We start from the raw sequence: 17,858 nt of genomic DNA on the forward strand, positions 1-17,858 counted from the left end.
TTCCTATCACTTCAACGGAGTCCGTTATCTAAACCTTTGGCCGATCATCCGGGCCGTATAATCAACCATTGGAATAATCCGCGCATAATTCATTCTCGACGGCCCGATCACCCCGATCGCGCCGACAATGTGGCTGGCGTCGTTGCGGTAAGGCCCGACGATCATCGAGCACCCGGCAACATTGAACAGTTTGTTGTCCGCGCCAATGAAGATTTGGACTCCTTCGGCACCGTCCGCAAGGCTCAGCAGCTTGAGCATTTCATTTTTTGTCTCCAGTGCCTCGAACAGCGAGCGGATTCGCTCAAGGTCCGTCAGCGCCGTCACGTCTTCCAAAAGCTTCGCCTGACCGCGCACGATCAACGTCCCCGTCGCGCCAGATTGATCGCCGCTTCCGGACCATGTGGCAAGGCCGCTTTCGACGACTTTCTGGGTCAGCTCGTCCAGATGCGCGTGATGGCTTTCCAGCTCGGCGACGATTTCATCGTGTGCTTCCTGCAGCGTGCGCCCGACCAGCCGCGCACTCAGGAAGTTCGTCGCCTGCACCAGCGCCGACGGCGGCAACGTCATCGGCACGGAAATAATGCGGTTTTCGACGACCCCGTTTTCCGTCACCAGAACGACAAGCCCGCGCCCCGGACTGAGGCTGAGAAACTCGATATGCTTTAACGGACTGTCGGTTTTCGGTGCGAACACAAGGCTGGCGAAGCCGGTCAGGCCGGACAGGGTCGAGGTCGCTTCCTCGAGTACCTGATCGACGTTCTGTGACGAGCCCGCGCACTGTGCCTCGATCCGCTTGCGTTCATCGTCGGACAGATTGCCGACCTCGAGGATACCGTCGACGAAAAGACGCAAGCCCGCTTCCGTCGGCAGCCGGCCCGCCGAGGTGTGCGGCGAGAACAAAAGCCCGGCCTCTTCCAGATCGGCCATGACGTTGCGGATCGTCGCCGGCGAGAGGCTTTGCGTCATGCGCCTGGACACCGTGCGCGAGCCGACCGGATCGCCGGTGTCGCAATAAGCCTCGACGATCAGGCGGAAGATCTCCCGCGAGCGCTCGTTCAGTTCGGCAATCATCTTTTGTTTCAGCACCTTCCCGCTCACGTACAAAAGTCGGCGTTATGTAGTTTCCGCCTTTCCTGCCGTCAACTCAATGCAAGCCTCTCAATGCCGCCATCAAGGCAAGAAGCAGTTGCCGCCTTTACGCCGCTGGGGCGAGCCGTTAGCTTGGCCGTCGTTTACCACATGCGGAGAATTCATATGCGCCCTTCCGGCCGCCAACTCGATCAGATGCGCGACGTGATCCTTGAAACCGACGTCGCGCGGCATGCCGAAGGGTCGTGCTTTGCCAAGTTCGGCGACACCCACGTGCTGTGCACCGCCAGCGTCGAGCAACGCGTACCGCCATGGATGCGCGACAGCGGCAAAGGCTGGGTGACGGCGGAATACGGCATGCTGCCACGCTCAACGCACACGCGCTCAAACCGCGAGGCGGCACGAGGCAAACAGTCCGGCCGGACCCAGGAAATCCAGCGCCTGATCGGCCGCTCACTGCGCGCGGTTACCGATCTGAAAGCCATGGGCGAGCTGCAGATCAAGCTCGATTGCGACGTCATCCAGGCCGACGGCGGCACGCGCACAGCCAGCATCACCGGCGCTTACGTGGCGTTGTACCGCGCCTTTCAGACATGCCAGAACCTCGGCATCCTCACGGATATTCCGCTGATCGACAGTGTCGCGGCCATATCGTGCGGCGTGTTCGAGGGCAAATCCGTACTCGATCTCGATTATGACGAGGATTCCAACGCCGAAGCCGATGCCAACTTCGTGCTGACCGGGCGTGGCGGCATTGTCGAAATTCAGGGCACCGCCGAGGCCGATCCGTTTTCCGAAGCAACCTTCATGGAACTGATGAACCTTGCGAAAAAAGGTGTGCAGGAACTGACGCAGGCGCAGAACGCCGCGCTCGGCCTTTAAGGGCCTGAACGTGGCGCGCCGCTTCGATCAGCCGAAACTGGTCATCGCCAGCCACAACGTGGGCAAGGTCCGCGAAATCGCCGAGCTTCTTTCACCCTACGGGGTCGAGGTGGTATCTGCCGGTGATCTCGGATTGGCGGAGCCGGAAGAAACCGGCACAACCTTTATCGACAATGCGCTATTGAAGGCGCACGCGGCAGCGGACGCGGCGAAACTGCCGGCACTTGCCGACGATTCCGGTCTGGCGGTCAATGCCCTCGACGGTGCGCCCGGCATTTATTCGGCGCGCTGGGCCGGCGCGGGCAAGGACTTCGGTGCGGCCATGGAAAAAGTCGAGGAACTGCTGAGGGGATCCGAAGACCGTTCCGCCAAATTCGTCTGCGCCCTGGCACTGGCATGGCCGGACGGGCACGCGGACGTTTTCGAAGGCACCGTCCGCGGCGAAATCACCTGGCCGCCCCGGGGCGACAAGGGCTTCGGCTACGATCCGATCTTTACCGCGGACGGCGAAGACATCACGTTCGCGGAAATGGAACCGGCCCGAAAACACGCCCTGTCGCACCGCGCCGATGCGTTCGCCAAACTGGTCCGGGCCTGCTTCGGCGACACGAAATAGGTGCGCGCGCAACCCCCCGGCTTCGGCGTTTACGTACACTGGCCGTTTTGCCGGCAGATCTGTCCGTATTGCGATTTCAACGTTCATGCCGCGACGGAAATCGACGAAGCGGCGTGGCGCGAAGCGCTGTTGTCGGAGCTTGCCCATTACGCTACCGAGCTTGAAGGACGCACCGTCACCAGCCTTTATTTCGGCGGCGGCACACCATCGCTGATGGCCCCCAAAACCGCTGCCGCGCTGATCGATGCCGTCAGGGACCACTGGTCCGTTGCCGACGATATGGAAATCTCGCTGGAAACCAACCCGACCTCGTCCGAGCGGGCGCGGCTGCGGGATTTCAAGGCCGCCGGCGTCAACCGGCTGTCGGTCGGCGTTCAGTCCTTCGATGACGCGGCGCTGGCGTTTCTGGGCCGCGACCACGCCGCAACCGATGCACTGCGGACCTTGGAAGACGCAATGTCGGTTTTTCAGCGGGTAACGTTCGATCTGATCTATGCGCGGCCCGGACAGACGCCGGATGACTGGCATCGGGAGCTTGAACAGGCACTGGTGCTCGGGGCCGGTCACCTGTCGCTGTATCAGCTGACTATCGAGAGCGGCACCGCCTTTTTCAAGAAAGGCGTCTCACCCCCAGACGAAGACATATGCGCCGACATGTTCGAGGCAACGCAGGAAACGCTCGGCGCTGCCGGCATGCCGGCGTATGAAATATCCAACCATGCGCGCCCAGGGCAGGAAAGCCGTCACAATCTGACGTGCTGGCGCGGCGGCGATTATCTGGGGATCGGTCCCGGCGCCCATGGCCGGTTGAAGATCGCAGGCGCGTTCTTCGGCACGCACCAGATCCATAACCCGATGCGGTGGCTTAAGCTGGCCACCGAGAACGGCCACGGCACCGCGAAACGCCGCCCGTTGAGCCCCCGGGACCGCGCGCGGGAACTTGTCATGATGGGCCTCAGACTTGTTGAAGGTGTTGATATTGAAAGGGTTTTGTCAATATCGGGTGTGCGGACAGAAGCAGTTCTCGACGCCGCGGCAAAAGACCGGCTGCAGGGTGGCGGCCTGATCGAATGGACGGACACCACGCTTCGCGCCACACCCGACGGCCGTCAGCGCCTGAACGCGGTGCTGGCAGCACTGCTAAACTGATCAGTTGATCTGTGGCTGAAAACTCTCGGGCGCGGGGTCGATGACCTTGCTCGATTTCCGGGTTATTTCCAGAACCGCGAGGCCGCGCTCGGTAATGCCGCTCGGCATCAGGCGGAAAATGCCGTCCCGGCCCCAGTATCCATTCGGCGAGGCGAGTGCCTGAGCGGTAAAGTTCGGCCCATTCCTGCCATCCTGATTGTTGCCATGACCGAGCACCGCGGCGAGTGCCGTCACATCATAGGCAAGGGTGGCGAGGCGCGGCGGCTGTTCGCCGTAGGTGGACATGTATTCCTTGACGAACTCAGCCCGCGCGCTCGGGTCCGGGGCGGCATACCAGCCGCCCACCAGCGCCGGTTCGTTGCCGAGGCCCGGCACATCCCACTGTCCCGTGCCGAGAATCTGCACCACCGCCGGATCGACATCGAAGAACGGCAACAGGGCGGCTATCTGCTGCAATCGCTTGCCGCCATCCGCCACGAGCAGCGAATCGAACGGCAGATCGCCCGCCGTCTGCAGCTGTTCCAGCCGTTCCAGCGTCTTTTTGGAGATTTCGTCATCCAGCTGTTTCAGTTCGGCGATTTGCCGCTCAAGCTCGCGCTTGCGCATATCGAAGTCGGAAATCTCGCGAACCACGGCGGTGTAATCCTCGGCGTTCGGGTCGTACAGCCGGGCGCGGGTGATTTCGACGCCGTAACGGATCGTCACCTGCTGCATCGCCTGCAGCACCGCCGCCCCGTAGGCATTGTCCGGCGCTAAAAGCCCAAACCGGGTCAGGCCCCGCGATATGGCGTAACCGAGCACACGTTCCGTCTGCGCCGACGGCAAAAATCCCATGACATACACGCCGTCACCGGCGGCATTGCGGTCACTGGAAAAGCCGACCACAGGCACGTTTGCGGCCCGGGCAATCGGCCCGACCGCCTGTACCGAGGCCGACAGCAACGGTCCGATAATCAGCTGTGCGCCATCGCCGATCGCCAGTTGCGCGGCAACCAGCGCGCCGTCGACATTGCCGCCGGTATCATGCGGCAGCAATTCGAAACGATCGTCAGCGAACTGGAAAAGCGCCAGTTGCGCGGCGTTCAGCATTGCCTGGCCGAGCTTTGCGGCAGGCCCCGTCAGCGGCACCAGCAGGGCGACCCGGACGGAATCGACGTTCGCCGCCGGAACCGTCGAGGTCATGATCTGTTGCGGTACGTTCGGGTTCGCAGGGCGGTTCAGCAGTTCGGCAAGGGACGGCAGCGGCTCGCCGGCACGCGCACGGGGCGCGCTCGACGGCACCTGCGGCAGATTGGGGCCGGGCGGCACCCGGGGGCCGGACACCGGCGGCAGTTGCTGCGATCTGGGCAACGCCCCGCCGAGAGTCTGCGACGGGGACGGGCCAGCGACCATCGGCTTTCCTTGCCCGCCGTCCTGGTTTGCGGTTTGCTGGCATGCAGCAAGAAGCAGAAGGGCGAGACATGGCACCAGCAGACAAAAAGCGTGGCCAGAAACCACACCGGAAGGTAAAAACGAAAGCCGGGAAAGGGGAAGTCGCAACATCTGTCTCTCGTTCAGTCGATGCCGGGCGCAATACCGGTGACGGTAGCCGCTTGCCCGAAGCGAGTAAACCGCAACAAAAATTCGAACGCGGTCTTTATATCGTGGCGACGCCGATCGGCAATGCCGCAGATATAACGTTGCGCGCTCTCGATGTGCTGCGCCACGCCGACGTTATCGCCTGTGAAGACACCCGCGTCTCGGGAAAGCTCCTGCACATGCACGGCGTCGAACACGGCAGGCTGATTTCCTATCACGAGCATAATGCGGCCAAGGCCGGACCGCACCTTATGGAGCATCTGAATTCTGGCGAAATCGTGGCGCTGGTTTCGGATGCCGGGACACCGATGATCAACGATCCCGGTTACCGCCTGGCCGAGGAGTGCCGGGCAGCGGGTATTCCCGTTCATGCCGTCCCGGGGCCGTCAGCGGTGACCAATGCACTGGTGCTGGCCGGACTGCCGACCGACCGCTTCATGTACTGTGGCTTTCCACCGCCGAAGCAGGGCAAGCGGCGCACCTGGCTTGGCCCCTTTGCGGCTGTCGATGCGACACTGGTGTTTCTGGAATCCCCGCAACGCCTGGCCGCATCGTTGTCGGACATGTCCGAGATTCTGGGCCCGCGCCCGGCGCGCGTACTCAGGGAAATGACCAAGATGTTCGAAGAAGTCCGGCCCGGCACCCTCGACGAACTGGCGCGCCACTATGCGGACGCCGGACCGCCGAAAGGCGAGGTCACGCTTGTCGTCGGCGGCCCCCTCGACACCGGTGCGCCCGATGCGGACGACATCGATGCCCGGTTGCGCGGTGCGCTGGAAACCGAAAGTGTGCGTGAGGCATCGGCGCGGATTGCCGCCGAAACCGGGCTGTCCAGACGCGATCTCTACAACCTCGCGCTCGCCATCAAGGCCGAAGACTAGCCGTGAGCAAGGGCCGACGCCAGCGGGCCAACCGGCGCGGCCACGGGGCGGAAACGCTGGCGGCGATACTGCTGCGCCTGAAAGGATATCGTATTCTGGCGCGCGGTTACCGCGTTGCCGCGGGGGAAATCGATATCGTCGCCGGACGTGGCAGTCTCATCGCCTTTGTCGAGGTCAAGGCGCGCGATACCCTTTTGGGCGCGCTGGAAGCGGTCGGACCGCAACAGCGCACACGCATTGCCCGCGCCGCCGAGCATTTCCTGGCCCAGCATGCGGACATGCAGGGACGCGATCTCAGATTCGATGTGGTGGCCGTGCTGCCGGGACGTTTACCGAAGCACATCACCGACGCCTGGCGGCCCTGAACACCTTGAAAATATTCGCCCGGAGGTCCGCTGATCTTTCCGCCGGCATTGTTAATGGTGTAGCATTCGATCCGTAGCCTTGATGAATCGGAAGACAGAAAGTTGGCATTGTTCATGTTTCAAAATCTCTATACCGCCGTCGGCAAGTGCCGTCCGGGCGTTCTCGTACCTGCCGTCGTCATTGTTGCCGCACTGCAGCTTTCAGGCTGTGTCGGCATGGTTGTCGGCGGTGCCGCAACAGCCGGTGTCGCCGCCTATCAGGAACGCGGCATCAAGGGCGTCGCCGCCGATACCGCGACGGCGACGCGCATCCGCGCCAAGCTGCTGGAAACCGACAACAACCTTTTCAGCGACATCGGGATCGAAGTTTACGAGGGCCGCGTGCTCCTGACCGGGCGCGTGCCGACGGAAGACATGCGGGCCACCGCCGTCCGGATCTCGTGGAGCATCGAAGACGTCAAGGATGTGATCAACGAAGTCGTAATCAGCGAAAATCCGCTCAGCGATATCGCCAACGACACCTGGATCACGACTCAGCTGAAGACCAAGATGACCCTCGATGAGAAAATTCTCGCCATCAACTATTCGATCGAGACGGTCGGCGCCGTGATCTACCTGATCGGAATCGCCCAGGACGATGCCGAACTGCAGCGAGTCATCAATCACGCGCGTAACATCAAATACGTCAAACGCGTCGTCACACATGTCCGGGTCAAGGAACCCAAGACGTCGTGAATACATCTACCGATATCATCGAGCAACTGATCCGCTTCGCAGGCGGAACCGAGCAGAATATGGACGTCGCCGACGCGGCGCTTTTGTTCGGCGCGCTGGACCGGCCGGGACTGCCCCTGGCGCGCTATCAGCGTCATCAGGCAAAGCTGTGCCAGAAAGTCGGCGACTATGCCCGTATCCATGACGGCCCGGTACCGGTTGCCGTGATGATCGATGCGCTGCGGCAGGTCCTGGCGCGGCATTACGGCTATGGCGGCGGTGAAACGAACGGCACCGACGAGGACTGCTTCGATCTGAGCCGGGTCATCGACAGCCGCATCGGCTCAAGCGACGTCCTGGCGATCCTGTATGCGACAACGGCAAGACGGCTCGGCTGGGAAGCGGAGATCATCTGCATCCCGGGGCGCATGCTGATCCGTCTGCAGGGGCTGGGCGAACGTCTGGTCGCCGACCCGCTGGGCGACGGGCGGACGCTGGAGCCTGCAGATATCCGTGCCATGCTCAAGGCTTTCGACGGCAATGAATCTGAACTAACGCCGAACGGTCTGAAAGTTCTCGACGACCGCGAAGCCCTGCTCAGGCTGCTGGCCGGGCGCAAATCGGTCCTGCTCCGCGCCAAGCGGCTGGAAGAGGCATCCGCCCTTCTTGAGCTGGCGCTGCATATCGCCCCGGAAGAGCCGACGCTGTGGCGCGAATGCGGTCTTTTGAATGCCCGTCTCGACCGCATCCAGGCCGCCGTCGATGCGCTCGAGGAATATCTGCGCCTCGGTGCCGGGGAACAGGCGCGCTACAATACAACCATCCTCTTGCAGGAACTGCGTACCCGCCTCACATAACCGGGACCCGAATTACTCTAGGAAAACACCATGACACTGAACGTCGCGATCCAGATGGATCATGTGAGCTCAATCGACATCAACGGCGACAGTACGTTCGTCATGGCCCTGGAGGCACAAAAGCGCGGCTATAACCTGCTGCATTACGTGCCGGGCAAGCTCGCGATGTCGAACGGGCGGATCCTTGCCGAAGCCGAACCGATGCAGGTGCGCCGCGAACACGGTAATCATTTCTCTCTCGGGGAGACCCGGACCATCGATCTGGCGGACGATGTCGACGTCGTGCTGATGCGCCAGGACCCGCCGTTCGACATGGCCTATATCACGGCGACGCATCTGCTTGAGCATGTGCACCCCGAGACTCTTGTCGTGAACGACCCGCGCGAAGTCCGCAATGCACCGGAAAAACTGTTCGTTACGCATTTTCCGGAATTCATGCCGCCGACCCTGATCGCTTCCGACCGCCAACGGATTCTAGCGTTCCGCGAAGAACACAAGGACATCATCATCAAACCGCTGTACGGCAACGGCGGCGCCGGGGTGTTTCACATCAAGCCCGGCGACGAGAATCTGAACTCGCTTCTGGAGATGTTCACGGTGCTGTACCGCGAGCCGATTATCGCGCAGGCGTATCTGAAAGACGTGCGCGCCGGCGACAAACGCATCATCCTGATCGACGGCGAGATCGCAGGCGCCACCAACAGGGTGCCGATGGAGGGCGAGGCGCGCTCCAACATGCACGTCGGCGGCAAGGCGGTGAAAACCGAGATCACGGATCGCGAGCGCGACATCTGCGCCGCCATCGGCCCGGAGCTGAAATCCCGCGGCATGATTTTCGTCGGCATCGACGTCATCGGCGGCTATATGACCGAGATCAACGTCACCTCTCCGACCGGGCTGCAGGAAATCAACCGCTTCGACGATGCCTGCCTGGAAGCAGATATCTGGGATGCGATCGAAGCTAAGCTCTGAGCGGCTTATCAATCGTCCCGCGTCACCCGTCCGCGTGCTTTCTTGATCGCGCCCTGATGCTTTTTGCTTTCCAGCCGCCTGCGCTTTTCCGCCTTCGGCGTTTTCGTCGGGCGGCGGCGTTTCGGCGGCGATGCGGTGTCGCGGATCAGGGCAATCAGGCGGTCCAGTGCATCCTTGCGGTTCAGTTCCTGGGTGCGGAACTGCCGGGCCGTGATCACCAGGATGCCGTCCACCGTCATGCGCCGCCCGGCCATGGTTTTCAGGCGCAGAAAATGCGCATTGCTCAGCGCCGGCGAGTGCCGGGCATCGAAACGCAGCTGCACCGCGCTTTCGGTTTTATTGACCTTCTGGCCACCGGGACCGGGCGAGCGGATAAAGCGCTCTTCGATCTCGGCGTCTTCAAGGACGATATCGGGCGTGACCTGAATCATGCATGTCAGTAACACACTTACGCATCCGCGCCATCACCGATATGTGTAAGCGCCCATGCGTCATCGGCGCGCACCCAGCCGCCTCCGCTCGACACGGCATTGCGTCCGGAAAACCGGCCCTGAAGCCCTCCACAACTTCGCGGGTCGTCCCGACATCGTTGGCGATTTCCTGCTGTGTCTTGTGGACCATGCCGACCGGTGCCGCGCGTAACAATAATAAACAACGCCTGCCGTGACGGCCGCAAGAACCGGAGTTTTAATGTACCATACATGTTACGTTTATTCGTGTTGATCAAGAGATACCGACGCCGTATCGAGCGCGCCCTTAGCAATATGTAACCTGAGCTACACTACGGGAATATTTCTTAGTGCCACGCGATCCGCGCAGGACTGCTGGTCGCTTCCCGACAAACGAAGCATTAGACACGGGCATCTATATAGGCTCAGACTGGTCCGTCCTTTTTCTCTGACATGGGGGCCCACATGCCTGACGCTCGTGAACATGACCGCTTCGGCAATCCGTTTGCAGACGGTCTCAGCTATGCCCGCGGCGATATCCTGCCCGGTACAGCCGACGATATCGAAAAACTAAAGACCGCCTGGGCACACATCCGCCGCCGCCGCGCCGATCTCGGCGAGAAAAGCGTTTATCTGCTGAGCGGGCTTGAGCGCAACTTGCAACTGGACGAGGTCGATCTTTCCGTCATGGATGACGAAATCGCCTCTGCACTGTTCACCGATGACGTGACGACGCTCGGCCTCAAGCACCTGGGCGGCGATCCGGCGCGTCACGATGTCTTCGTCTTCAACCGCCTGACCGCGGCTCTGCTGACGGCTGCCGATGTCATGATCAAGCCTGGCGATGCCGTCATCGGCGTGTCACCTCGCTATTCACACCCTGCAGTCAGGCGCGCCGTTGCGCACGGCGGCGGCAGTTTCACCGATACCGCCGGGATCGGCGCCTTCCGCGATACCATGGATGCGCACGAAAAGGTCGATGTTGTCTTTATCACACGGCTGTCGGTCAGTTATGAGATTCTCCCCGAAGCGGACCTGAAGGAAATCGTCCGCCTGGCCCAGGCCAAAGGGGCCAGGATCATTGTCGACGATGCCGGAGGCGCGCGAGTCGGCCCCGCTTGTTTCGGTCAGCCGAAACTGCTGGAGCTCGGCGTCGATGTCGGTGCGACCGGCATGGACAAGTACGGCACCACCGGCCCCCGGCTCGGCCTGCTGGGCGGCAGCCGGGAACTGGTCGCGAAAATCCGCGCGCGCGCCTACGAGATGGGCGTCGAGGCGAGGCAGATGCTGTACCCCGCCGTGGTCCAGAGCCTCCGCGACTACAGCCCCGACAAGGTCCGCGAGCGGGTTGCGCTGACCAAGGAGGTCGGCCGGCACCTAAAGCAACGGCTCGGCGGCAACCGCGTAATGGAAACCCCGGTCATTGTGCAACTGACCGCCGACGACATTCTGGAGATGGCCATGGAGCGGGGCGGAATTATAGCCGCGCCGTGCGTACCGTATGAAGCAACAGCGGGTCTTGCGATGATCATGTTGCGCGATTTCGGCATCGTCTCGGTACACTTTGCAGGTCTGCCGCCTGGCACGGCGGCGCTGATGATCAAGTTCTTGCCTCCCGAAACCGTCGCCGAATTCGGCGGGCCGCAAAAACTCTCGGATGCCATCGACGAAAGCCTGACCCGGCTCGCCGACGTCATGAAGACCGACGGCGGATTGCAGAAACTGATCCTCGGCTCTGCCTGATATACCCAGCGCCCTTCCGCTAATCTGCCAGCCGACTTAACAAATGTTCGATTTGTTTGGATTAGATCGTGCTAATGTTCTTTAGCTTTTTTAACACACCGTTAAATTGACGGGAATATGTAAGGACATGGATAACCAAGAAACACTGAAAAACGATCGCGATACGCTTAACCATATCGAGCACCCGATTTTTGTTCATGACGCGGATTACCGGTTGGTTCTGGCCAATGACGCCTATTGCCGCGCCGCCGGGGCCACGGAGAAAGCCGTTCTGGGGAAATACTATTGGGAGGTTTTTCCCCCCGGTTCGGGACCGCTCCCCGAATGCCAGGGCATCGCAGACGGGAAAAGTCACAAGCTCGGACGCGATGAGGTAGACATTGGTGATTTGCGGTATCTCTCCAACAGCTACCTGTTTCGCAAAGAAGGACCTCATGGACCGTGGTACCTGCATATCCTTGTCGACATCACCGGCTCGACAATCATTGATGACGAGCTCCACAATTCAAACATGCTCCTGCAAACCATCATCAACAATATCCCTGTCCGCGTCTTCTGGAAGGATCGGAATTTACGGTATCTGGGCGCCAATGCGTTGTTTGCCAGGGATGGCGGATTCACAAGCGGCGATGAGCTTATCGGCAGAAGCGATCTGGATATGGTCTGGGGGGAACAGGCGGAATCATATCGTGCCGACGATGCGGCCGTCATGAATTCCGGGGTCGCAAAGCTGGATTACGAAGAACAACAGACGACCCCGAAAGGGAACAAGATCTGGTTGCGCACATCCAAGGTACCGTTGCGAGACAGCAGCGGCGACGTCTTTGGCATGCTCGGTATCTATTATGACATTACCGATCGTAAAAAAGCCGAAGATGAAATGCTCCGCCTGGCAACGATCGATCAGCTGACCGGCCTGACAAACCGCCACCAATTTAACCTGCAGGCGCAGCAATATCTGAAACTGGCGAAACGTGAAAACAAGGTCCTGGCCCTGATGATGCTGGACCTGGATAAATTCAAGCCGGTCAATGACACGTATGGCCATCAGGCAGGCGATGCCTTGCTGAAGGTTGTTGCCGCGACTCTGAAAAACCACACGCGTGAAACCGACATCGTCGCCCGGCTTGGTGGTGATGAGTTCGCCATTCTGCTGGTCAATCCGCAGGACGGTGCAAATGCCGAGATCAGCGCCCAGAGCATCATTGACGAAATTAAGAAACCCATCACTGTTTTGGGCCACGAAGTGGAGATCGGGGTTAGCATCGGGATTGCCATTTATCCGGCCGACGCCAAGGACCTGAAGACGCTGCTCAAGCATGCGGACGAGGCTTTATATAGAACCAAAGAGACAGAGCGCGGCACTTTCACTTTTTACAGCCCCGAGATGAGTGACTGATAAAAACTGCCCGAACCATTATTTTTGGGTTCAATCAAAAAATCCGCCCAGTCCTTTCATAGCCCCTGAAAAGTCAATTATCCGGGGGCGAATATGGTCGCACGCGTTGGCACGGTGGCGTTTCTGGGGATCGATGTTCTCGATGTCGATGTGCAGGTCGAGATGGCGTCGGGCCTGCCCGCGTTTCACATTGTCGGCCTGCCCGACAAGGCGGTCGGCGAAAGCCGCGAGCGGGTCCGCGCCGCACTGAACGCCATGGGCCTTGCGCTGCCGCCGAAACGCATCACCGTCAATCTGGCGCCCGCCGACGTCGCCAAGGAAGGTAGTCATTTCGACCTGCCGATCGCCATCGGCCTGCTTGGCGCCATGGGCGTTCTGTCGGCCGACGAAACGGCCCGCATGACGGCCATGGGCGAACTTGGCCTGGACGGCACCATCGCACCGTCGCTGGGCGTACTGCCCGCCGCCATTCATGCCGCCCAGCATGCGCGCACTTTCGTCTGCGCCGCCGCGCAGGGCAGTGAAGCGGTCTGGGCCGGCGATCTTGACGTTATCGCCGCCGCCGATCTGTTGTCGCTGATCAATCATGTCAAAGGCACACATGTGCTGGCCGCGCCCGAAGCACGCCTCTACGACAATTTGCCGGACTACCCCGACCTGATCGACGTCAAAGGCCAGGAGACCGCCAAGCGTGCGCTCGAGATTGCCGCGGCGGGCGGACATAACCTGTTGATGATGGGGCCGCCGGGATCGGGCAAGTCGATGCTGGCGCACCGTCTGGGTGGACTTTTGCCGCCGTTGACGACGCGTGAAATCCTCGAGGTGTCGATGGTCCATTCACTGGCCGGCGAACTGCCCGACGGCGGCCTGACACACCGGCGTCCGTTTCGCGATCCGCATCATTCGGCAAGTGTTGCCGCCCTGGTCGGCGGCGGTCACCGGGTCAGGCCCGGCGAAATATCGCTGGCGCATCTGGGTGTACTGTTTCTCGACGAGTTGCCGGAATTCCACCGCCAGGCCCTGGAAGCGCTTCGCCAGCCGCTGGAAACCGGACGTGTCAGCATCGCGCGGGCCAACGCGCACGTCGTCTATCCTGCCCGCTTTCAGCTGCTCGCCGCCATGAACCCGTGCCGCTGCGGCTATTTAGCCGACCCCGGCGCGGCGTGTTCGCGCGCGCCGAAATGCGGCGATGACTATCAGGCGAAAATCTCCGGCCCGCTGATCGACCGCATGGATCTGGTGATCGAGGTGCCGGCCGTGAACCCCGCCGATCTCAGTCTGCCCGCGCCGGGCGAGGGCAGTGCCGATGTTGCCGTCCGCGTGGCTGCGGCGCGCTGCCGTCAAAGAATGCGCGCCGAAAAACTCGGCCCCGGCACGCCGCTCACCAACGCCGCCATCGACGGCCAGGCGCTGGAAAAAGTCGCCGCCCCCGACGATGCCGGCAGGCAGTTGATGCGCGATGCGGTGACCGCTTTCGGGTTATCGGCCCGGGGCTATCACCGGGTGCTGCGGGTCGCCCGAACCCTCGCCGATCTCGACGGCGCGGACGTCGTGACGCGTATCCACATCGCCGAGGCGCTTTCTTACCGGCGCATCCGGCCGGGCCACGAGATCAAGCCGCTCGGCAAGCCTGCCTGAAGAATTGCATGAAAACCCGGTCGATAGCGTGGCCCGTCTCTCAGCTTTTCAGATTGAAATCGCCGGCGTCGATCGTCGAGCGGTCGGCGCCGGTGACGTTGGCGATCTGATAGGAATTGCTGTCGGTCATGGCGGCGGCGTTGTCGGTGTACCACACCTCGGCGCCGTCCGCGCCGCTGGCCGAGCCGATGATGACAACGCCGGCGTTGGCGACACCGCCCGAGAGATTCTGCGCGATACTTGAAATGCTCGTCGTGTCGGCCTCGAAATAATTGACGTTATCCGTCAGCGTACCCGCATTACCGAGACTGAAATCGCCGTCCGACAGCATGAACAGATCGTTCTCGGATGCATTATAGTCACTGATGATATCGGTCCCGAGCGAGGCTGCCTTGGCCAGTGCGTCGGCACCCGTACCGCCCTCAAAGCGGAATTGGTCCGCGCCCGTACCGCCGCTCAGCCGGTCCACGCCCTCGCCGCCGATTAAAACGTCATCCCCGGCATAGCCGAAGATATTGTCGGCGCCGCCCAGGCCGCTCAACGTGTCCGCGCCACCGCCGCCACTAAGCGTATTATCCACCGCCGAGCCGCTGAGCGTGTCATCGAAGCCGGACCCGACCACGTTTTCGATACCGCTGAGGGTATCGTTGCCGGTGTTGGCACCCGCCGCCGTTCCTGCCGCCAGATCGACCGTCACCGCCGCGCCGGCGCCGGAATAATCGACGGTGTCGGTACCGGAATCGGCGCCGCTGTCACCGCCGCGCACGACATCATTGGCAGCATCGTCGTCACCCAGCATGAACGTATCGTCGCCGCCTTCGCCGTTCAGCGTATCGGCGCCGCCGTTACCGTAAATCGTATCGTTGCCGTCGCCGCCGTAGATATCATCGGCGCCGTTCCCGGCGCTGCCTAGCGAAATACCGAATGCCCCCGTATCGTCGGGCACGTCGCCGTAAATGGTATCCGCGCCGGCCCCACCCCACAGGCTGTCATCCCCGGCACCGCCGGATAACAGGTCATCGCCGCCCGAAGCATCGAACGTCGGATTGGTCAGGGTATTGGAAATATTGTGCGTCCCCGACAGCAGGTTGGTCGGCGTGTCGCCATAGACGAAATCCGCCCCCTCCTGCGCACCGATGGTCGAAGCCGTCGCGTTACCGACCAGAAAATCGGCGAGCGCCGTCCCTTGCAGAACGTTCTGCGCTGTCGTTGTCGCCGTCAGCACAACCGGATCGTCGCGCTCATCGTCATCGTCTTCGAGCATCGACGACAGATTGAGGACGATCGGCGTAAACCGGAAGCCGAACCCGAACAACCCGTCGATGCCGCCGTATCCGCCGCCGCCCGCAGCCCCCAGGGCATCCGCACCTGCACCCCCGATCAGCACATCCGTGCCGATGGCGCCGGTCGTGCCGGCATCGCCGACGAACCCGCCACCGCCGGCAATGACGATATCGCCGGTGTCTTCGCCGGGTTCGATCAGTCCGTCCGGTCCGGCGGCGATGACCTGATCCGCGCTCTTGGCGCCCCCATAGGCTTCGGCGGCAATGATCGCGCGCTCCAGGGCTTCCTCGATGCTTGAGCCTTCGCGAAGCGCCGCCCGGTATGCCTCGCGCGCCGCCGCCTCGCCTGCATCCATCGCCGCGCGCGCCACGTTCATCGATGCATTTGTCTGCGTGATCCAGTCGCCCCGGCTGCTCGACGGATCATCGGCGGCAGGCGGCTTCAGAAGATCCGGGTCTATGGCCGCAAGCTCGCGTTCGACGACCGTCTCGACAACCTCGGCGGCGGTGCTTGCTTCCTGAGCCACACGCTCAGCAGCCTCGGCATCTCGGGCTGCGGACTGGGCGGCGGCTTCGGCGGCCTTCAGCGCGGCAGCCGCGGCTTCCTCGGCGGCATCAGCTTCAGCAACGGCCAGCGCGCGCGCTTCTTCGGCTTCCTTGGCGGCGGCCGCGGCACGCTGTGCTTCGGCAAAAGCTGCTTCTTTCTGCTTTGCTTCTTCGAGAATCTGCAGCGCCTCGTTGCGGGCCTGCTCAGCCGCTTCAAGGGCACGGCGCACGGCCTCTTCGGCGGACGCCAGACGCTCCGCCGCCTGCGCTTCGGCGAGGTCGGTTTCGGCAACGGCGCGGGCCGCATTGTCCTCAGCCGCGCTCGCCGTATCCGCATCGCGGATCGCCTGTTCGAAGGCCTGATCGCGCCGTTCGGATTCAGCCAGAACATCGAGCGCCTGCTGACGCAGTTGTTCGGCTTCGCTGAGCTTCTCGTTCGCCTGCGTACTGGCCTCGGCGGCCTGGGTGCGGGCCGCCTTTTCGGCTTCGGAAGCATCGCTGAGAGCTTCGCTTGCTGCATCGCGGGCCGCCGCCGCAATGGCCGCCTTGCGCGCCGCGATTTCGAACGCCGTATCGCGGTCGACCTGTAAAGCGTCTTCAAGGCCGTTGGCGCTGCCGTCCGCTTCGTCAGCGGCGAAGTCGGCTTCCTCCGCTTCGCGCGCCACGGCCTGGCTGGCCGGGTCTGCGCCGCGTTTCACCGCCAGCAGCGTATCCGGCATGATGGCGTGCGCATCGGGCAAGGCGGTAATCGCATCGCCATAGTGTTCCGCCGTATCGCGGGGCCCGAGCCGAAGAACACCGCTCGGCCGGCTGAAGTAATCGTCGACGATCAGCCCTTCATAGGAATGATCCAGGACCTCCGCACCGCCCGGATTCTCGACGCGGATCGCCCCGGCACCGACATCGTCGGCGCGCAGATAGGTAACCATGGTGCCGCCGTCGGTCTCGACCCGGCCGGCACCGGAGGCGCCGTCGACGCTGATCGTCGCGGCCGGGGTCTTGATGACGAAGGCGCCGTCCTCCATCGCGATGCCGCCGCCGGAAAATGAAAACGTGCCCTGCTGCACGATGAATGTCGCATGTTGTGCGCCGCTGTCGGGATCGTAAATCAGATCGTCGAAGGTCGCCTTGGCATGGCTGCCGACGGAAAACGTGCTTTCGTCGGCAAACAACATCCCGGCGTTGGCGTCGGCACCCGTTTCAATCCGGTCGCCGCGCGCCAGAAGCGTACCTGCTTCGGCCTCCGTACGCGTGCCGTCGGCGTGCACGATTTCGGCATCGCCCGAAACCGTTTCGATGCGCCCGATCGGGGCGGCACCGGCGGTGACGGTCGGTGTCGCCGCGGCATCGACCCCGGCCAGTGCCGAAACCACGTCAGGCGCGATATGCGCCCCGGCGTCGCTGGCCAGCGGCGGCGGATGCGCGGTGGTAAAGTAATCACGGACGATCAGCCGCGCACCGTCGGAAAGCTCGATCAGCAGATCGCCGTCAACGCGGGCAAACACCGCGTCCGTCATCAACCCACCGCCCGGCACGATCACCGGGCCGCTTGCGGGCAGGCTCAGGACTTCAGGCTGTCCGGGGATCACCGACAGCTGGATACGTTCAATTTCGGGGCGTGTCGCCATCCGCGGATCTCATCGATGAACTCAAGATGCTGTATCTTAGACCATCAAAACCGCAACAGATAGGGGTAA

At 62.2% G+C, this 17,858-nt stretch carries 15 protein-coding genes; 11 read left to right on the forward strand and 4 right to left on the reverse strand.

Annotated features, from left to right (window positions below):
- Positions 1 to 24: 24 nt before the first annotated feature.
- Positions 25 to 1,071: a heat-inducible transcriptional repressor HrcA gene (gene hrcA / locus L2D14_01900; GenBank protein ID WNK01631.1), complete on the reverse strand. Its 1,047-nt coding sequence runs from the start codon at positions 1,069 to 1,071 to the stop codon at positions 25 to 27.
- 183 nt (positions 1,072 to 1,254) lie between these two features.
- Here hrcA and rph point away from each other — a divergent pair, with 183 nt between their 5' ends.
- From rph to hemW, 3 genes are read left to right on the forward strand one after another with little or no spacing between them, the layout of a single operon-like run.
- On the forward strand, positions 1,255 to 1,971 hold the full coding sequence (gene rph / locus L2D14_01905) for a ribonuclease PH (protein ID WNK00192.1): 717 nt from the start codon (positions 1,255 to 1,257) through the stop codon (positions 1,969 to 1,971).
- A gap of 4 nt (positions 1,972 to 1,975) precedes the next feature.
- Positions 1,976 to 2,587, forward strand: a complete 612-nt coding sequence (rdgB, locus tag L2D14_01910; protein WNK01632.1) for an RdgB/HAM1 family non-canonical purine NTP pyrophosphatase — start codon at positions 1,976 to 1,978, stop codon at positions 2,585 to 2,587.
- The gene (gene hemW / locus L2D14_01915) at positions 2,588 to 3,736 is read left to right on the forward strand and encodes a radical SAM family heme chaperone HemW (protein WNK00193.1); all 1,149 of its coding nucleotides are present in this window, start codon (positions 2,588 to 2,590) and stop codon (positions 3,734 to 3,736) included.
- Here hemW and L2D14_01920 read toward each other — a convergent pair whose 3' ends face one another.
- Positions 3,737 to 5,128 carry a penicillin-binding protein activator gene (locus L2D14_01920; GenBank protein ID WNK00194.1) on the reverse strand — a complete coding sequence of 464 codons (1,392 nt, stop codon included), beginning with the start codon at positions 5,126 to 5,128 and terminating at the stop codon, positions 3,737 to 3,739.
- A gap of 68 nt (positions 5,129 to 5,196) precedes the next feature.
- Between L2D14_01920 and rsmI the strand changes: the two genes are divergently transcribed.
- From rsmI to gshB, 5 genes are all read left to right on the forward strand, one after another.
- Entirely contained in the window at positions 5,197 to 6,195 is a 999-nt protein-coding gene (gene rsmI, locus L2D14_01925; protein ID WNK00195.1) for a 16S rRNA (cytidine(1402)-2'-O)-methyltransferase, read from the forward strand.
- A gap of 2 nt (positions 6,196 to 6,197) precedes the next feature.
- Positions 6,198 to 6,560, forward strand: coding sequence for a YraN family protein (locus L2D14_01930; GenBank protein ID WNK00196.1), 363 nt, complete (start codon positions 6,198 to 6,200; stop codon positions 6,558 to 6,560).
- Between the two features lie 114 nt (positions 6,561 to 6,674).
- Positions 6,675 to 7,295 carry a BON domain-containing protein gene (locus tag L2D14_01935; protein ID WNK00197.1) on the forward strand — a complete coding sequence of 207 codons (621 nt, stop codon included), beginning with the start codon at positions 6,675 to 6,677 and terminating at the stop codon, positions 7,293 to 7,295.
- Positions 7,292 to 8,131: a tetratricopeptide repeat protein gene (locus L2D14_01940; GenBank protein ID WNK00198.1), complete on the forward strand. Its 840-nt coding sequence runs from the start codon at positions 7,292 to 7,294 to the stop codon at positions 8,129 to 8,131. The genes L2D14_01935 and L2D14_01940 overlap by 4 nt, the downstream gene beginning before the upstream one ends.
- A gap of 30 nt (positions 8,132 to 8,161) precedes the next feature.
- Entirely contained in the window at positions 8,162 to 9,103 is a 942-nt protein-coding gene (gshB, locus tag L2D14_01945) for a glutathione synthase (protein WNK00199.1), read from the forward strand.
- Between the two features lie 8 nt (positions 9,104 to 9,111).
- Here gshB and arfB read toward each other — a convergent pair whose 3' ends face one another.
- A complete protein-coding gene (gene arfB, locus L2D14_01950; protein WNK00200.1) occupies positions 9,112 to 9,549 on the reverse strand; it encodes an alternative ribosome rescue aminoacyl-tRNA hydrolase ArfB in 438 nt (145 codons plus the stop codon).
- A 468-nt stretch (positions 9,550 to 10,017) separates the two neighbouring features.
- On the opposite strand from arfB, the gene L2D14_01955 reads away from it, so the two are divergent.
- From L2D14_01955 to L2D14_01965, 3 genes are all read left to right on the forward strand, one after another.
- Entirely contained in the window at positions 10,018 to 11,295 is a 1,278-nt protein-coding gene (locus L2D14_01955; protein ID WNK00201.1) for an aminotransferase class I/II-fold pyridoxal phosphate-dependent enzyme, read from the forward strand.
- A 127-nt stretch (positions 11,296 to 11,422) separates the two neighbouring features.
- Positions 11,423 to 12,694, forward strand: coding sequence for a diguanylate cyclase (locus L2D14_01960; protein ID WNK00202.1), 1,272 nt, complete (start codon positions 11,423 to 11,425; stop codon positions 12,692 to 12,694).
- A 93-nt stretch (positions 12,695 to 12,787) separates the two neighbouring features.
- Positions 12,788 to 14,332, forward strand: a complete 1,545-nt coding sequence (locus L2D14_01965) for a YifB family Mg chelatase-like AAA ATPase (GenBank protein ID WNK00203.1) — start codon at positions 12,788 to 12,790, stop codon at positions 14,330 to 14,332.
- 40 nt (positions 14,333 to 14,372) lie between these two features.
- On the opposite strand, the gene L2D14_01970 is transcribed toward L2D14_01965, so the two are convergent.
- A complete protein-coding gene (locus tag L2D14_01970; protein ID WNK00204.1) occupies positions 14,373 to 17,789 on the reverse strand; it encodes a FecR domain-containing protein in 3,417 nt (1,138 codons plus the stop codon).
- Between the last annotated feature and the right edge of the window lie 69 nt (positions 17,790 to 17,858).

It is taken from the genome of Thalassospiraceae bacterium LMO-JJ14, from assembly GCA_021555105.2.
Taxonomy (GTDB): Bacteria; Pseudomonadota; Alphaproteobacteria; order Rhodospirillales; family Casp-alpha2; genus UBA4479.